This is a genomic window from Prauserella isguenensis, assembly GCF_014191605.1.
GTDB classification, from domain to species: Bacteria; Actinomycetota; Actinomycetes; order Mycobacteriales; family Pseudonocardiaceae; genus Prauserella; species Prauserella isguenensis.
On sequence record NZ_JACHWU010000002.1, the window covers coordinates 469,212 to 482,396 of the forward strand.

At 69.4% G+C, this 13,185-nt stretch carries 17 protein-coding genes and 1 tRNA gene; 3 read left to right on the forward strand and 15 right to left on the reverse strand.

Going from position 1 to position 13,185, the window contains the following annotated elements; translation table 11 throughout:
- Positions 1 to 8 precede the first annotated feature (8 nt).
- Positions 9 to 932 (reverse strand): LysR family transcriptional regulator, encoded by a 924-nt coding sequence (locus tag FHS23_RS10660; RefSeq protein WP_183652460.1) that lies wholly within the window; start codon positions 930 to 932, stop codon positions 9 to 11.
- Positions 933 to 1,258: 326 nt separating this feature from the next.
- Here FHS23_RS10660 and FHS23_RS10665 point away from each other — a divergent pair, with 326 nt between their 5' ends.
- Complete coding sequence (locus FHS23_RS10665) at positions 1,259 to 2,503, forward strand: Glu/Leu/Phe/Val dehydrogenase dimerization domain-containing protein (protein WP_425501112.1); 1,245 nt, start codon at positions 1,259 to 1,261, stop codon at positions 2,501 to 2,503.
- A gap of 154 nt (positions 2,504 to 2,657) precedes the next feature.
- On the opposite strand, the gene FHS23_RS10670 is transcribed toward FHS23_RS10665, so the two are convergent.
- A complete protein-coding gene (locus tag FHS23_RS10670) occupies positions 2,658 to 3,515 on the reverse strand; it encodes an acyl-CoA thioesterase (protein ID WP_183652463.1) in 858 nt (285 codons plus the stop codon).
- Positions 3,516 to 3,756: 241 nt separating this feature from the next.
- Between FHS23_RS10670 and FHS23_RS10675 the strand changes: the two genes are divergently transcribed.
- Positions 3,757 to 4,344, forward strand: a complete 588-nt coding sequence (locus FHS23_RS10675; protein WP_183652466.1) for a YdcF family protein — start codon at positions 3,757 to 3,759, stop codon at positions 4,342 to 4,344.
- Between the two features lie 282 nt (positions 4,345 to 4,626).
- Here the strand turns inward: FHS23_RS10675 and FHS23_RS10680 are convergent, their stop codons facing one another.
- Positions 4,627 to 5,091 carry a hypothetical protein gene (locus tag FHS23_RS10680; protein ID WP_183652469.1) on the reverse strand — a complete coding sequence of 155 codons (465 nt, stop codon included), beginning with the start codon at positions 5,089 to 5,091 and terminating at the stop codon, positions 4,627 to 4,629.
- A gap of 340 nt (positions 5,092 to 5,431) precedes the next feature.
- Here FHS23_RS10680 and FHS23_RS10685 point away from each other — a divergent pair.
- A tRNA-Pro gene (locus tag FHS23_RS10685) sits at positions 5,432 to 5,505 on the forward strand.
- A gap of 106 nt (positions 5,506 to 5,611) precedes the next feature.
- Here FHS23_RS10685 and FHS23_RS10690 read toward each other — a convergent pair.
- The 12 genes from FHS23_RS10690 to FHS23_RS10745 all read right to left on the reverse strand — a co-directional run bounded on the left by FHS23_RS10690 (position 5,612) and on the right by FHS23_RS10745 (position 13,058).
- On the reverse strand, positions 5,612 to 6,820 hold the full coding sequence (locus tag FHS23_RS10690) for a tyrosine-type recombinase/integrase (protein WP_183652472.1): 1,209 nt from the start codon (positions 6,818 to 6,820) through the stop codon (positions 5,612 to 5,614).
- Positions 6,820 to 6,996: a helix-turn-helix domain-containing protein gene (locus tag FHS23_RS10695; protein WP_183652475.1), complete on the reverse strand. Its 177-nt coding sequence runs from the start codon at positions 6,994 to 6,996 to the stop codon at positions 6,820 to 6,822. Before FHS23_RS10695 ends, FHS23_RS10690 begins: the two co-directional genes overlap by 1 nt.
- Positions 6,968 to 8,329, reverse strand: coding sequence for a replication initiator (locus FHS23_RS10700; RefSeq protein ID WP_183652478.1), 1,362 nt, complete (start codon positions 8,327 to 8,329; stop codon positions 6,968 to 6,970). Before FHS23_RS10700 ends, FHS23_RS10695 begins: the two co-directional genes overlap by 29 nt.
- A 98-nt stretch (positions 8,330 to 8,427) precedes the next feature.
- On the reverse strand, positions 8,428 to 9,156 hold the full coding sequence (locus FHS23_RS10705; protein ID WP_183652481.1) for a DUF2637 domain-containing protein: 729 nt from the start codon (positions 9,154 to 9,156) through the stop codon (positions 8,428 to 8,430).
- Positions 9,153 to 9,410 carry a hypothetical protein gene (locus tag FHS23_RS10710; protein WP_183652484.1) on the reverse strand — a complete coding sequence of 86 codons (258 nt, stop codon included), beginning with the start codon at positions 9,408 to 9,410 and terminating at the stop codon, positions 9,153 to 9,155. The genes FHS23_RS10705 and FHS23_RS10710 overlap by 4 nt, the downstream gene beginning before the upstream one ends.
- Complete coding sequence (locus FHS23_RS10715; protein WP_183652487.1) at positions 9,407 to 9,838, reverse strand: hypothetical protein; 432 nt, start codon at positions 9,836 to 9,838, stop codon at positions 9,407 to 9,409. The genes FHS23_RS10710 and FHS23_RS10715 overlap by 4 nt, the downstream gene beginning before the upstream one ends.
- Positions 9,835 to 10,056 (reverse strand): hypothetical protein, encoded by a 222-nt coding sequence (locus FHS23_RS10720; RefSeq protein WP_183652490.1) that lies wholly within the window; start codon positions 10,054 to 10,056, stop codon positions 9,835 to 9,837. Before FHS23_RS10720 ends, FHS23_RS10715 begins: the two co-directional genes overlap by 4 nt.
- A 34-nt stretch (positions 10,057 to 10,090) precedes the next feature.
- Complete coding sequence (locus tag FHS23_RS10725; protein ID WP_183652494.1) at positions 10,091 to 11,458, reverse strand: FtsK/SpoIIIE domain-containing protein; 1,368 nt, start codon at positions 11,456 to 11,458, stop codon at positions 10,091 to 10,093.
- A 132-nt stretch (positions 11,459 to 11,590) separates the two neighbouring features.
- Positions 11,591 to 11,773, reverse strand: coding sequence for a hypothetical protein (locus FHS23_RS10730; RefSeq protein WP_183652497.1), 183 nt, complete (start codon positions 11,771 to 11,773; stop codon positions 11,591 to 11,593).
- Between the two features lie 7 nt (positions 11,774 to 11,780).
- A complete protein-coding gene (locus tag FHS23_RS10735; protein ID WP_343053815.1) occupies positions 11,781 to 12,029 on the reverse strand; it encodes a hypothetical protein in 249 nt (82 codons plus the stop codon).
- Between the two features lie 16 nt (positions 12,030 to 12,045).
- Complete coding sequence (locus tag FHS23_RS10740) at positions 12,046 to 12,213, reverse strand: hypothetical protein (protein WP_183652503.1); 168 nt, start codon at positions 12,211 to 12,213, stop codon at positions 12,046 to 12,048.
- A 461-nt stretch (positions 12,214 to 12,674) separates the two neighbouring features.
- Positions 12,675 to 13,058, reverse strand: a complete 384-nt coding sequence (locus FHS23_RS10745) for a hypothetical protein (protein WP_183652506.1) — start codon at positions 13,056 to 13,058, stop codon at positions 12,675 to 12,677.
- Positions 13,059 to 13,185 lie beyond the last annotated feature (127 nt).

The following is a 13,185-nucleotide window of genomic DNA, read 5'->3' on the forward strand; positions in this document are numbered from 1 at the left end:
CGGTCCGCTCACGGCAGTGTGGCGCTGGCCCCGAGACCCTTCTCGGCCGCGGCGGCGCGCACCGCCTCGATGACCAACCGGAGCGAGGGCCTGGGCGTGCCTTTGGCCCGGTAGGCGATCGACACCCGCCGCATGACGGGTTCGGTCAGCGCGACGATGTCCACGCCGGGCGGCAGAAGTGACAGCCCGAGGTCGGACACGAGCGTGACGCCCAGTCCCGAACCGACCATCGCCAGCGCGGTGGCCTGCTCCTCCACCTCGTGGGCGATCTTCGGTTCGAATCCCCGCTGTTGACACGCGATCCGGACGGCACGGCCGAAATGCGACCGCGGCCCGGCCAGCACCCACGGGTGTTCCGCCAGATCGGTGAGCGACACCGCCGGCTCGGGTACGACCCCTGTCGGCGCCGCCGCGTGCAGCCTCTCCACGGCGACGACCTCGCGCGCCAACGCCGGATCCCACGGCATCGGGTAGTCCGAGTAGTCGATCACGAACGAGAAGTCGAGCGTGCCGTCCCGCACCGCGCCGGCCGTCTCCTCGGGCGCCAGTTCACGCGTGCGCACCTCGATACCGGGGTGGTCGGAGGCCAGCGCGGTGAGCGCGGCCGGCAACAGGCCCGACGCCACCGACGCCCACACGCCCGCCGTCAACCGCGCCGACAGGCCGTCCTGGGCGTTCTCGAGGGCGTGCGTCGCCCTGCCCACCGAGTCGAGGATCTCCTCGGCGTGTTCGGCCAGCAGTGTGCCGAGTTCGGTCAGCTGTACCCGCCGTCCCAGTCGTTCGAACAGCTGCACGCCCACGTCGCGTTCCAGTTGGGCCAGTTGCTGCGAGACGGCCGACGCCGAGTAGTGCAGCGCACCGGCGGCCGCGGTCACGGTCCCCCTCCGGTGCAGTTCGCGCAGCATGCGCAGGCGGTGCAACGACAGTTCCATGGCCGTCAGCGTAGACACCCGCGCCTGTGCAGGAAGCATGAACGTTTCCGTGCGTGATCTTTAACTGGACGCAGAGCTACCCCCGGCCCCAGGCTGGACACAGCGGGCAGGAAGCGGCGATGCGGCACCTCCGCAACCGAGCACCGATCCCTCACCGACGACACGGCGGACCGCCGGGTGGCGGTCGACGCTGCCCTTTTCCCGGCGGCTCAGCGCTCGGTGGCGGAGTTCGGCTCGGTGGCGGCCGGCCCGGTGGGAACGGTCCGGCGGGGACGGCCCGACGGCAGGCGACAACAGGCGACACGATTGGTGGAGGTGGGTTTCAGGTGACCACGATGGAAAACCGTCCGGCGGCCGGCGGCACCGCGGCCGGCACTCGGGCCGCGGGCGCGACCGACATCCGCACCAGCGAGCCCCTGCTGCGGCTGACCTGGACCGACCCGGTCACGGGTGCACAGGGTTTCCTCGTGGTGCACACGCTCGCCTCCGGCCTTGCGACCGGCGGCACACGGATGCGCGCGGGCTGCACGATGAAGGAGGTCGAGGACCTCGCCCGTGGCATGGCGGCCAAGACCGCGACGTTCGACCTGCCCGTGGGCGGGGCCAAGGGCGGCATCGACTTCGACCCGAAGGACGCCCGGGCGGCCGAGGTCCTGGGGCGGTTCTGCCAGGCGATGCGCCCGTGGCTGGACGCCCACTGGGTGACGGCCGAGGATCTCGGCGTGCCCCAGCACCTCATCGACGAGGTCTTCGACCGGCTGGGGTTGGAGCAGAGCTACCACGCGGCGATCCGCCGGGCCCCGCACCCGGAGCGCACGCTGCGGCGCGTGCAGGCCGGGCTGAACGCGCCGGTCCCCGGCGGGCTGTTGCTCGGTGACGTGATCGGCGGCTACGGCGTGGCGCAGGCCTGCCTCGGCGCGGCGGGCGCCTGGGGCTGGGAGCACGAGACGACCACCGTCGCGATCCAGGGCATCGGCACGATGGGCGGCGGCGCCGCGTTCTACCTGCACGAGGCGGGAATGCCGATCGTGGCCGTGGCAGACGCCGCGGGCACGCTGTACCGGCCGGAGGGCCTCGACGTGCCCGCGCTGCTCGAACTGCGGGACGCCTACGGGGAGATCGATCGGAGCCGGCTGCCGGAGGACGTGCAGCAGCTGCCGCGCGACGCCGTGATCGCGACCGACGCCGACATTCTCGTGCCCGCGGCGATCTCGTACGCGGTCACGCCGGACAACGTGCCGGACGTCGCGGCCAGGATGGTCGTCGAGGCCGCCAACTCGGCGACCACGCCGGAGGCCGAGGCGATGCTGGCGGCTCGCGAGATCCCGGTCATCCCGGACTTCGTCGCCAACGCGGGCGCCGCCGCGTGGGCGTGGTGGCTGCTGCTGGGCTACGTCGACGCCGACCCGGCGACGTCGTTCCACCGGCTGCGCACCGAGATGCAGTCGAAGGTCGCGATGCTGCTGGGCTCGTGGGACGTGGACGGAACGCCGCTGCGGGAGACCGCATGGCAGCTCGCGTCGGCCAACCGGGAGGTGCTCGCCGAATCGCCGGACGTGTCGATCCCGTAGTCGGTCGTCCCACGGCCCGTTCCACAGTCGCCTGTCCGGTCGTGGTCGGCCGGGAAGCGGGCTCCGCACACGCGTCACGACGCGATGCGGAGCCCGCTTCGCCGCGGTCGGGCCCGGGAACGGCGGGTGTCCGGGCCGGTCCCGCGGGTGCGGGTCAGCCCTTGAAGTAGACCAGCTGGTGCGTGGTGGCGAGCAGGTCGCCGTCGGCGCCCCACAGGCAGGCGGACTGGTCGAAGTAGCCGTGTCCGAAGCGGTTCGAACGGGCGCGTGCCAACACGGGCCGCGAACCCTGCGCGGCGAGGGCGTCGTCGTCGGCGTGGAAGTAGATCGTGAGCGACACCGTGCCCGCGGGCATCGCCTGGCCGCGGCGCAGGAACACGCGCGGATAGAACACGTCGCACAACGACGTCAGCGCCGGGAAGTCGAGCGGGCGTGTCGGGTTGTCGCGGACCCACAGTGTCGTCGTCGAATCGGGCGACTCCCCGGGTCCCGATTCGGCGGCCCCTTCGAGCTCGGGCACCGCGCCCTCGACGAAGCGCATCTCGTAGTTCTTGGCCCACTCCACGTAGTCCGGCATGGGGGTGACGGGCGCGGCCTCCGGCGCGGGCACGTCCGGCATGGCCGTCTCGGTGTCGGCCCACGTGTCACGCCGGACCGCGTACACGGCGGTGGCGGTGGTGACGACGCGACCGTCCTGGGTCAGGTCGAGTGACCAGTGCTGGGTGGATCGGTTGGTGCGCGCGGGCCGGGCGGAGACGGTGAACTCGCCGTCGGCGACGGGGCCTGCGTAGTTGACGGTCAGCGACACCGGCACGCCGAGTCGTTCGGGGTGGCGCTGCACCGCCTCGAGCAGTGTCGCCGCCGTGATGCCGCCGTACGGGCCCACCATGTTGGCGTAGGCGGGGTGCGTCCGTCCCGTGTACGTCTCGTCCCCCGTATCCGCCGGCTTCAGTGCGATCGCGGCGTCGAACGGGTGGTCGTCCACCTGCTCCGGATTCTCGGCCTCGCCCATTCGTGCCTCCTCGATCACCGGACTGGGAACGTCGACATGCATAGCACGGCGTAGCGACGCCTTCGTTCCGTGGGAGTGGCCGCGAGCGACGGTCCTCACAGTCCCCGGGCGGGCGTGGTGGTCGGTGTCTCCGCGTGGTGGTCGGTGTCTCCGCGTGGCGGTCGGTGTCTCCGTGTGGTCGTGAGGGCACGGTGCGTGGGAGTACGAGCGCGGCGCGCCGGTCCGCGCCTACGGTCGGGGTATGCGTGCGACGACGGTGGCCGCCGCCGCGGTGCTCGCCGTTCTGGGCTGGGGCGAGATCGAGCATTGGCGGTCGTCACGGCGGTGGCTCGGCACGGTCCGCGGCGGCGGCGGTGCCGGGCCGGATGCGGTCGTCGTGCTCGGGTACCGCAACCCTGGCGTGCGGGCGAACGTCGTCAACCGCTGGCGGGTACGCGCGGGCCTGCGGTCGCGCACGCCGGGGGCACGGCTGATCCTGACGGGCGGTGCGGTCGCCGGACCGGTGCCGGAGGCGACCGTGATGGCCACGTACGCACGGCAGGTGTGCGGCTACGCCGGGCCGCTGGCTACCGAGACGACCAGCCGCACCACGTGGGAGAACGTCGTGAACGTCGCCCCGTTGCTGGAGGACGCCGGCCGGATCGCGGTCGTGTCGCACGCGCTGCACGCGGAGAAGGCGAGACTCTGTTTGTGGCGCACGCGTCCCGATCTGGCGGCCCGGTTGGCACGCGGGCGGGAGTACCGCTTCGGCGAGTGGATGTTCGCCAAGCCTGCCCTTGCCGTTCTCGGACGGCGCAGACTGCGAGCACTGTCGACCGGAACGGGGTGACACGCTGTGGTGGCGGCACGGTCGGACGGCACCCGTGCGCGGCCGTCCGCCCCGTCCGTCCTGTGTGCTGTGTCCCGTCAGGACCGTTCCACGGGTCGTCACCCACGGCATCTGCGCAAGCCCTGGCGGGGTCCCGGCGAAGGCCGGCGGGCGCCGATGCACCGTGTAGGCCCGACGAGAACCGATGAGGGCCTATGGCTCCGTATGGCTCCGGGTGTCACGCCACGTGTCACGTCTCGGGCCGCGGCCCGAGACTGCGGGGCCGCGGCCGAGACGTGACGGTCATTCGGCGTGGTTCTCGATCGAGGGGCTCATCTGCGGGTCGCGCCCTCGCTGTCCGGGCACCGGTGCGACGACCGGACCGGCCTGCCGGCCGGAGCGCCGCTCCCCCGCGGCTCGGCCCGGGGAGTCGAGGTGCTCTTCGACGAGGACGGTTTCGTGCATGTTCGCCAGCACGCTCATCGTCACCGCGTGGGCCGCGGCCAGCAGCAGGAGGAACACGCCCAGGTTGCCGACGGTCGCGCGGAGTACGCCGCCGCCGAAGCCGAGGTCGAGCACCGCCAACAGCGCGAGCACGCCGAGCATGAGCAGGTGGAACAGCACGCTGGCGAGGCGCGCCTGCGACCCCGCCCTCGTGTCGTCCACATCGGACAGGTACCGCTTCCCACTGCGGTGCAGGATCTGACCGTCCACCGCGATCATCAGCCCACCCAGTACGAGGAAGGCCACAAAGGCGTCGTCAGGCATGTCGGTCTCCCTTCAGCCTGAGAGAAATGCCCTCACCGGGTAACCGGAAGCACTCCGTACGGAAACGAAGCGGCCGCCGGGTGTGGTCGAGCGCACCGCCGAGGCCGCGCGCGGCCGACCGCGCACCACCTGTTCGGCGTCATCGTCGCCGCTGGCCTCGTGCGACGGGGCGACCACGGGCGACGGCTACGAACACGGAGGACGTCCGCGCTGGTCACGGCGGCGCCAGTACCACGAATCGGCGGTGCGACCGGCGACGTCCCGATCTTGGCGACCCGCTGTGAGGCCGCCGTCGCGGACGCGGTACAGTACCGTCATCGCTTCGACGCGAGGCGATGGCCGGGCTGTGGCGCAGTTTGGTAGCGCACTTGACTGGGGGTCAAGGGGTCGCAGGTTCAAATCCTGTCAGCCCGACCGGCAAGGGGCCGTTTACGCAGGTAGACGGCCCCTTTTTCATTGCTCTGAACGCAGCCGACCCCGGGGCATGTCACATTCATGACACACGCCCCGGGGTCGCCCCTCATGCCGCATCCAGCTCGTCCAACAGCTTCGTCCGGCGCAGGTCGAGCACGTCGGCGACCTCGTCCAGGCGGTCCGGGAACAGGTGCCCGTAGACGTTGAGAGTCATCGCGGCGTCGGTGTGTCCAAGCATCTGCTGCACCACCTTCACGTCGGCCCCGGCCGAGATGGCGAAGGACGCCGCAGTGTGCCGCAGCTTGTGCGGGGTCAGGCCGTCGACGTCGAGCTTGGCGCCCGTCACTGCACGGTTGAACTCGCGAACTCGCCAGTTGTTGCTCCGAAGTGACTCACGCCGTGCCGTCGTGAACACCAGGTCGTCCGCTCCCCTGCCGCTGACCAGTGGCCGCAGCACCGGAACGAGCGAGGCCGGGAACGACACCGTGCGCCGCTTCCCTGTCTTGGGCAAGCCCTCATGCTGAACGCCGTTCAGCTCGTAGAACGTCGAGACCACCCGGATACGGCGCTTGTCCAGGTCCACCTTGCCGACGCGGAGCGCAGCCGCCTCGCCCCACCGGATGCCCGTGTACGCAAGAAGCAGGATCAACGCCTTATTGACCGCCGCACAGGCGGTCGGCCGGTCGTATTTCGTCCTCAGCTCCCCCGCGGCCTGCGCCAGGCGTTCCACCTGCTCATAGGTCAGGTAGACGTGTTCCGCCTCCGGGCGCACCGGCAGCTTCACGCCCCGTGCCGGGTTGACGGTGATCCGGGACGGGGTGCACCACTCGAGCACCATCGCGAGGACCCGGTACGCGTGGCGAACCTGTGACGGCCCGAGGCTGCTTCCGCCGTCGTTCGTCGACCGGAGCAGCTGCGCAACCCAGAGGTCGATGTCCTCGCGGGTGATCTTGTTCAGGGGAAGATCACCCCACCGCACGTTCACGTGATTGTCGAGAAGCCCCCGGTACTTCCACCAAGTCGACTTCTTGAGGTCGTGCCGGGTTTCGAGCCATTTCTCCGCAGTATCCGCGAACGTGACCTTCGCCAGGGACGGATCCACATAGGAACCCGACGCTAACGAGTCCTCCAGACGTGCCCGGCGGTCGTCCGCCTTCACCTTGGTCGGTGCCGCCTCCGAGCGCAGCTTTCCGGCCGGGTCGTAGTAGCGCACCAGCCAACGCGCCGGCGGCTGGCGGCCGTTCTCCTTCGCCCGGCGTACGGCCGCCTTGTACTCGCTCGTCTTCTGCCGGTCGTACACCCACGCGCGTGCCATCAGATTGCCTCCTGGTTGTCGAACCAGGCGTCGACGTCGTCGGCGCGGTAGCGGACGTATTTGCCGACGCGGCGCCCTGTGGGGCCGTAGCCCTTGCTGCGCCATTGGTAGAGGGTGTTTTTGGGGATGCCGAGGTAGTCGGCGACGTCATTGATGCTGAGCAGCTTGTTGTTCACGGTGGTACTCCTCGCTGTACTTGGTTTTGCGGTCTTGGCGGATGCGTTCGGCGATGCCGGCGGCGAGTTCGCGTTCGGCGTCGTCGCGGTAGCCGGTGCCGTCGAAGCGCCAGTCGTTGACCACGGCGACGGTGTCGGCCCGCTCGGTGAGGCCGAGGCGTTCGAGGGTTTGGGCGTGGCGGTAGGCGCGCCGATCGCCACGGATGACGCGGAAGGTGGTCGAGTAGCGCTGTGACTTGGTGAGGAAGTGGCCGCGGAAGCCGAGCATGTGTGCCCAGCGCCGCAGGTTCAGGTCCTCGTAGTCGGCCAGCCCGCCGAGGTCCCAGCAGGTTTGCACCATCCGCCGGTGATGCTCGGAGATCCGCAGATGGTCGATGTCGCGTTGCGAGCGGATGGGCCGGTCGGCGGCCTCGCTCTTACCGGTGCCCTTGGTGGCGTACTTGGCGATATATCCGGCGATGCCCTCATCGGTGACACGGCCACGGTCGGTATCGCCGGAGCCGGATTCGATGTGGCGCACGTCGACCTGATCGCCCCACTCGAGCACCAGCGGCGCCCCATCCGGCCGGGCGATGCTCACCGACACCGCCGCGACCGCGGCCAGCAGGGCGTCTTCCAGCAGGTCCGGGGTGGCCCAGGCCGGCGGAGGGTCGATCGCGCCCTCGGGGCCGTCGATGCGGACGACGGCGTGAAAGTGGATCAGGCCGCGCCGCTGGTACTCGGCGACCTTGCCGTAGGACAGGCGGGCGTGATCGCGCAGGTCACGGACCCGAATCCCGGCCCGTTTCGCGATCTCGCGGCGCAGGCGCATGGTGAAGCGCTGCCACAGCACCCCCGCGTTGGCCTGCCAGAGCACCGCGCCGACGTAGTCGTACTCGTCGGGGTCGATCGCGGTTCCGGCCCGCGGGTCGGCGTCGGGGTGGACCTCGCCGCAGCCGCACGGGATGCGCTTGCCGGAGGCTGTGGTGCGGGCTTGATGCACCCGGCCGAACGACGGAGCGGTCAAGGTGGCGAACACGCGGGCGCGGTCGGCGACGGTCTCGGGCACGCCCTTGGTGCCGCCGCAGAGTCCGGCGCGGACGAGGTGGAAGGCGTCGGCGGCGTAGCGGTCCGAGCAGGACGGGCACACCGAGGAACGCCGATTGCCGCACGGGGCGAAGATGTGCCCGCTGTGGTCGTGCAGCACGTACCCGGTGCGGGTGTCCTGGAGTTGGTGTGCTCCGTAGAGGCGGACCGGTTGGGCGCAGCCGTTGACCGCGCGCACCTTGGCCCGCCATTTCTCATAACCGGTCGAGCGCAGGCGGTGCGCCAGCCGGTCGTCCAGTGTCTCCATCGAGCAGAGGCCCCCTTTTCCGTTGTGCACACGAAAAAGGCGGGGTCACAGCCACCGTGTGGCCATGCCCCGCCCCCGTGTGCGGTGTTGCGTGTCGGTCAGCTCAGGACCGGGTGTCCGTTGCGGGCGGTGAGTTGGTCGGCGATACGCGCGGCCATCTCGCCCGGCACCCGCATGTGCGTCTGGATCTCCTCGGTGGTGAGCTCGCGGCCCTCAGCGCGGGCGGTGTCGACCAGCCCGTCCAGGCGGCTCGCCAGTTCCGGCGGCAGCTTCACCCGCGGCACCGACGACGGCCGGCCCGGCTGCGGAGCAGGTGCGGGATCAGCGGCACCTGTCGGTTCCGAGTCGGCCGAGGCTGGCGCCGGGTCCGGAGGCACGGGTGCCGCGGGCGCCGGTTCGAGTTCCGGACTTGTCTCCGGTTCCGAGGCGGGTGCGGCCCGCATGAGCAGTTTCACCACCACGAGGAACCCGAGGGCGGGCATGGCGGCCACGATCCACCCGGCCACGCTCGGTTCGGCCAGGGCGACCTGTGCGGCCATCTGGATGCCGAAGGCGGCCACCAGCACCACCATCGGGAAGGTGACCTTGCGGGTCTGTCCACGGGCGTGATCGCGCTGGATCTCGAACCCGGCGACCACGGCCATGCCCTCGATCACCACCGCCGTCGCCCAGGCCAACCATCCGGTTTGCCCGTGGTGGACGGCCCACTCGTGGGTATGGGTGAACCCGGCCGCCGCACCGATGCCGCCGAGGACGCTGGCCACGGTGATGCGGACGAGGTTCACCAGCCGCCGATGTTCCGCGGCTCCGGGACCTGGCGGGCTCATGTGTTCCGCCAGTTCGGATCGGTGGCCTGGTCCTCCCACATCTGGACCGCGCGGCGTTTGTGTTCGGCCTCGGCTTCGAGCACGGCCGCCGTACGGCGGTTCCACTCAGCCATGTCGATGCATGCCCTGCGGTGCGTGAAATCGTCGCTGCGTCCGTAGTAGTAGGCGTGCAGTATGTCCGGGTACTCGTTGATCACGCCGTCGAGCTGGTCTCCGTGCTCGAACGGCCACGCGGGGTGCAGTCCTACTATCATCGGCCATCACCCACCGGGCCGAGGGCGGACCATTTCTGCAGCATCCGCCGCCCGCTGATGGTCAGCCGCAGTGGCAGTACCGGGCGGTTCCCGCGGCCCGTGCGGCCGGTGAAGGTGTCCCGGGCGGGGCAGCGCTGGACGTACTTCTGCGTGATCAGGTGGTGCACCAGATCCCCATCGAGGGCGGTCTTCATGTGCCCTTCCGGGTCGATGACCACGACCGTGTCGGTGTCGTCGAGCAGTCCGAACTGGCCGAGTTGCACTTCCGCCAGCACGTCCTTGGCCACCGATGCGGCAGCGGAGGGCGTCTTACGCGTCCGGCCCCGCGTGGGCGGGCACTGGCGCGAGGACTGTGTCACCGGCGCCAGGCCACCACCGGTGGAGTTGCCGAACAGGTCGAGTTGGTCGCGTGCCGATTTGTGTGTCATCGGACCTTGTCCTTTCCGATCTTGCCGAACTCGCGCTCGCGCAGCTCTGCCACGCCGAGCCACAGGCCGAGTCCGACGCAGCCGAAGACCACGGCCGCGCTCCAGAACAGTGGTGAAAATCCCTGCGCGGTGTGAATCATCCAGAGCAGCAGCAGGGCGGGGACGGCGTACTTGCCCACCAGCCACGCCCGCCACACGAAAAATCCCCAACGCCACATGGCGCGTTCCTCCGTTCGTTGTTGGTGAGCTGTGTCAGGCGACAGCGGTGAGGTGCTGGCCGGTGCCCCATCCGGCGCGGACGAACGAGACCAGTTCGTCGATCTCGTGATCGGCCACATAGGCGGCCCGCACCCGCATGGGCACCCGTGTGCGTTGGCGGATGACGTAGCCGATGCCCGCGGTCTCTGGGGCGTTCGGGATCTCGTCGGCCAGCGCCCCGCGCAGGCGGGCGTTCTCGCCGAGGACCATGTCCACCTGCGCGGCCGCGGTGACCCGCAGGCAGATGCGGATGGTGAACAGCTCGCGGACCGGGACGGTGTCCTTGGTCGGTTCCTGCACCAGCGCGGTCACGCTGTGCCCGGTCGCCCGGCCCTGCGAAGTGACGATCGCGAGCTTCTTGCGCAGATTCCGCGCAACGGTGCCGTCGCCGTAGGCGAGCAGCGAGCCGATCTCGTCGATGATCAGCACGTTCAACGGCGTGACCCGCGACAGCTCCAGCTTGCGGGTCCCCTGTTCGGAGAACTCGCGCTGCACCCGCTGCAGGTCGTCCACGAACTCGTCCACCAGCTCGGAGCACTCGCCTTCGTCGGTGGCGTAACGGTGCGCGATCCCTTCGAGCTTGGCGAACTCCATCTGCTTCGGATCGCAGATCCACAGCCGCACCAGCCCGTCCCGGATCAACGGAGCCAGGGCGCGCAGCTCCGACATGGGGATCGAGTTCTTACCCGCGCCGGTGGCACCGGCGATGAAGGTGTGCTGGCCCAGCACCGGGAGGCGCCAGTCCGCGCCGAACTCGGTCTCGCCCACGTACACGTTCTTCAGGTCGACCGCGTCGGGCTCGTCGGGCATGTCCGGGGCGTCGATGGTCTCGGTGAACGGCTCGTCCCGTTCGATCACCAACCCGAGCACACCGGGCTTGACCTTTTCCACCGCCACCCGCCGGGCTCGGAGCGCTTCGGTGAGTTCGTCGAGGTTGGCCTCGAACTTGCGGGCCGACATCCCCTGCGGGATGCGCACCCACACCGTGTCCACCGTGGGCGAGTAGGAGCGGGTCTTGATGATCCGCGGGAACTGCTCCTCGCCCGACTTGCGATGCACCACATACAGATCACAAGCCCGCAGGGCGTTGTGCCAGCGCGGCCCGAGATAGGCCGACCAGCGGCGCCGCCAGGCCCGCATCCGCGGTGCAGCCCAGTGGTCGAACGTGGCCGGATGCGCCCGATACCAGCCACACAGCCCCGCCGCGGTGCCGCCAGCGATCATGCCGGTGGTGGTCCATCCCAGTTGCGTGCCCGCGGCCACCGTGCTCGCCGGGGCGAGGACCGAGCCGGGGTGCCGGGCGGTCCAGAGCGCGGCCTTCATCTCGCGGCCGGTGCGACGCTTCGAATCCGGGGTCTTCATGGTGTTGTTCCGTCCCTTCCGAGCGGAAGGACCGGCCCCACCCCGGGTGCCGCCATGTTCGGCCGGACCCAGAGGGAGCCGGTCCAGCCAAACTGTCGATGTCGTTGTGTCTTGTCGTGGTCGTTGCCGGGATTACTTGTCGATCGCTGACCGGGCGTCGATCAGCTCCGTGGTCAGCTCAGCCATCGCGCGGGCGGCCTTGTTGTGGTGATTGCGGAACCCGTGCTCGTTGATCGGCATCCCCCGAGTGGCCCGCCGCAACTGCCGCAGGGCGGTGTCCACGTCGTCGATGACCCGGTCCAGTTGATGAGACATGTGCTGCTCACACCTTCCACGGCCGAGACATCAACTCGGCCTCGAACTTCTTGGCCGTCATCCGCATCTGGTCCAACTCGCCGAACGCCTTGGCCCGCAGCCCCTTCAACTCGCCCTGCGTCGGCACGGTGAACCCGGACTCGGTCGTGCCCTTGCCCACCCGGGCGATCAACTTGTCCAGCTCGTCGAACTGCTCGGCCACCAAGTCCATCGCCGACACGAACTGCGCATACCGCTGCACAGCCAGCTTGTTCACACCAGGAATCTCCACCTCAGGTCCCCTTCCGGATCACGTCCTGGGCGTGCCGCAGGCCCTCGCAGAACCCGGCCTGCCACGCCCAGTCACTCGCCGGTTCGGCCAACGCGCTCTGCCGGTCGCGCTCCAACCGTGACGCCCACCGGCGCACCATCCGCGCCATCTGAATCGGCCTCGAACTCATCACCCATACCGCCCTTTCTTCTCTTTCTTGCCGGACTTTTCACCAGGTCACATCGGCCACTGCGCGCCGCACACCGTGCACGTCGCCACACCCGCCGGAGACAGCCAGAAATGTGCACTGCACACGTGCTTACCCATGTGCTTTCACCTCCCCGGCCCGTTCGGGTCGAAGGTGCACACACCGTTTCCACCCGCCATGTCCCATCACACCCTTCACATTGTTTCCGCGTGGTAGAACCCCAAGACCCCCGGAGAAAAACGCCGGGAGTCAAGGCGCGCCACCACGAATCAGGCGCGTTTTTTGGCATGGATCGGCCCACTCTGGAATTCTCAAGGAACAATTAAGCGCGCTGGCCCGACTCGAAAACGGGCCGCCAGCCGCAATTCTGGGCAGCGCTCCAAGGTGGTGATTCGCGAGCCGGGGGAACTCGCGGCCGGACACCTACCGGCCGGTGTGCCGGACTACGCGGCGGACGACAGGCCACCCTGCCCGGCAGGCTTCATCCCAGCCGCCTTGAACGACAGACCCGAGTTCACATTCCCCTGCTGGTCCTTCATCGCCCACGGCGAGCCGGTCGCGTCGATCAGCTCCACATACATGCCCTCGTCGAACTCGTCCCCCGGGTCCGTCGCCAGCGTGACCTTGATTTCCTCACCCTTACCCACGCGGCCCCCGTCCGGCCGAGGCTTGCGCTTCGCGAACAGCGACACCACGAACTGCTGCGAGCCGTCCTCGTAGTTCGTCACCGGAACGACGTTGCCGTTCTCGTCCTCGCGCGTCTTCATGACCGGCGCCTCCGACACCATCAGCTTGAACCCGCCCAGGTCCACCGGGATGTTCCTCATGTCGTCCTCCAAGTGCAAATTTGCATGTTCTACAGACAACGTTAGGCAAGGTAGGCAGCCGATGGCAAGTCTGTTCGTGCAAATTTGCACTCATCACCCGTTCGGCCCAATGACGGCCAGTGCAAAT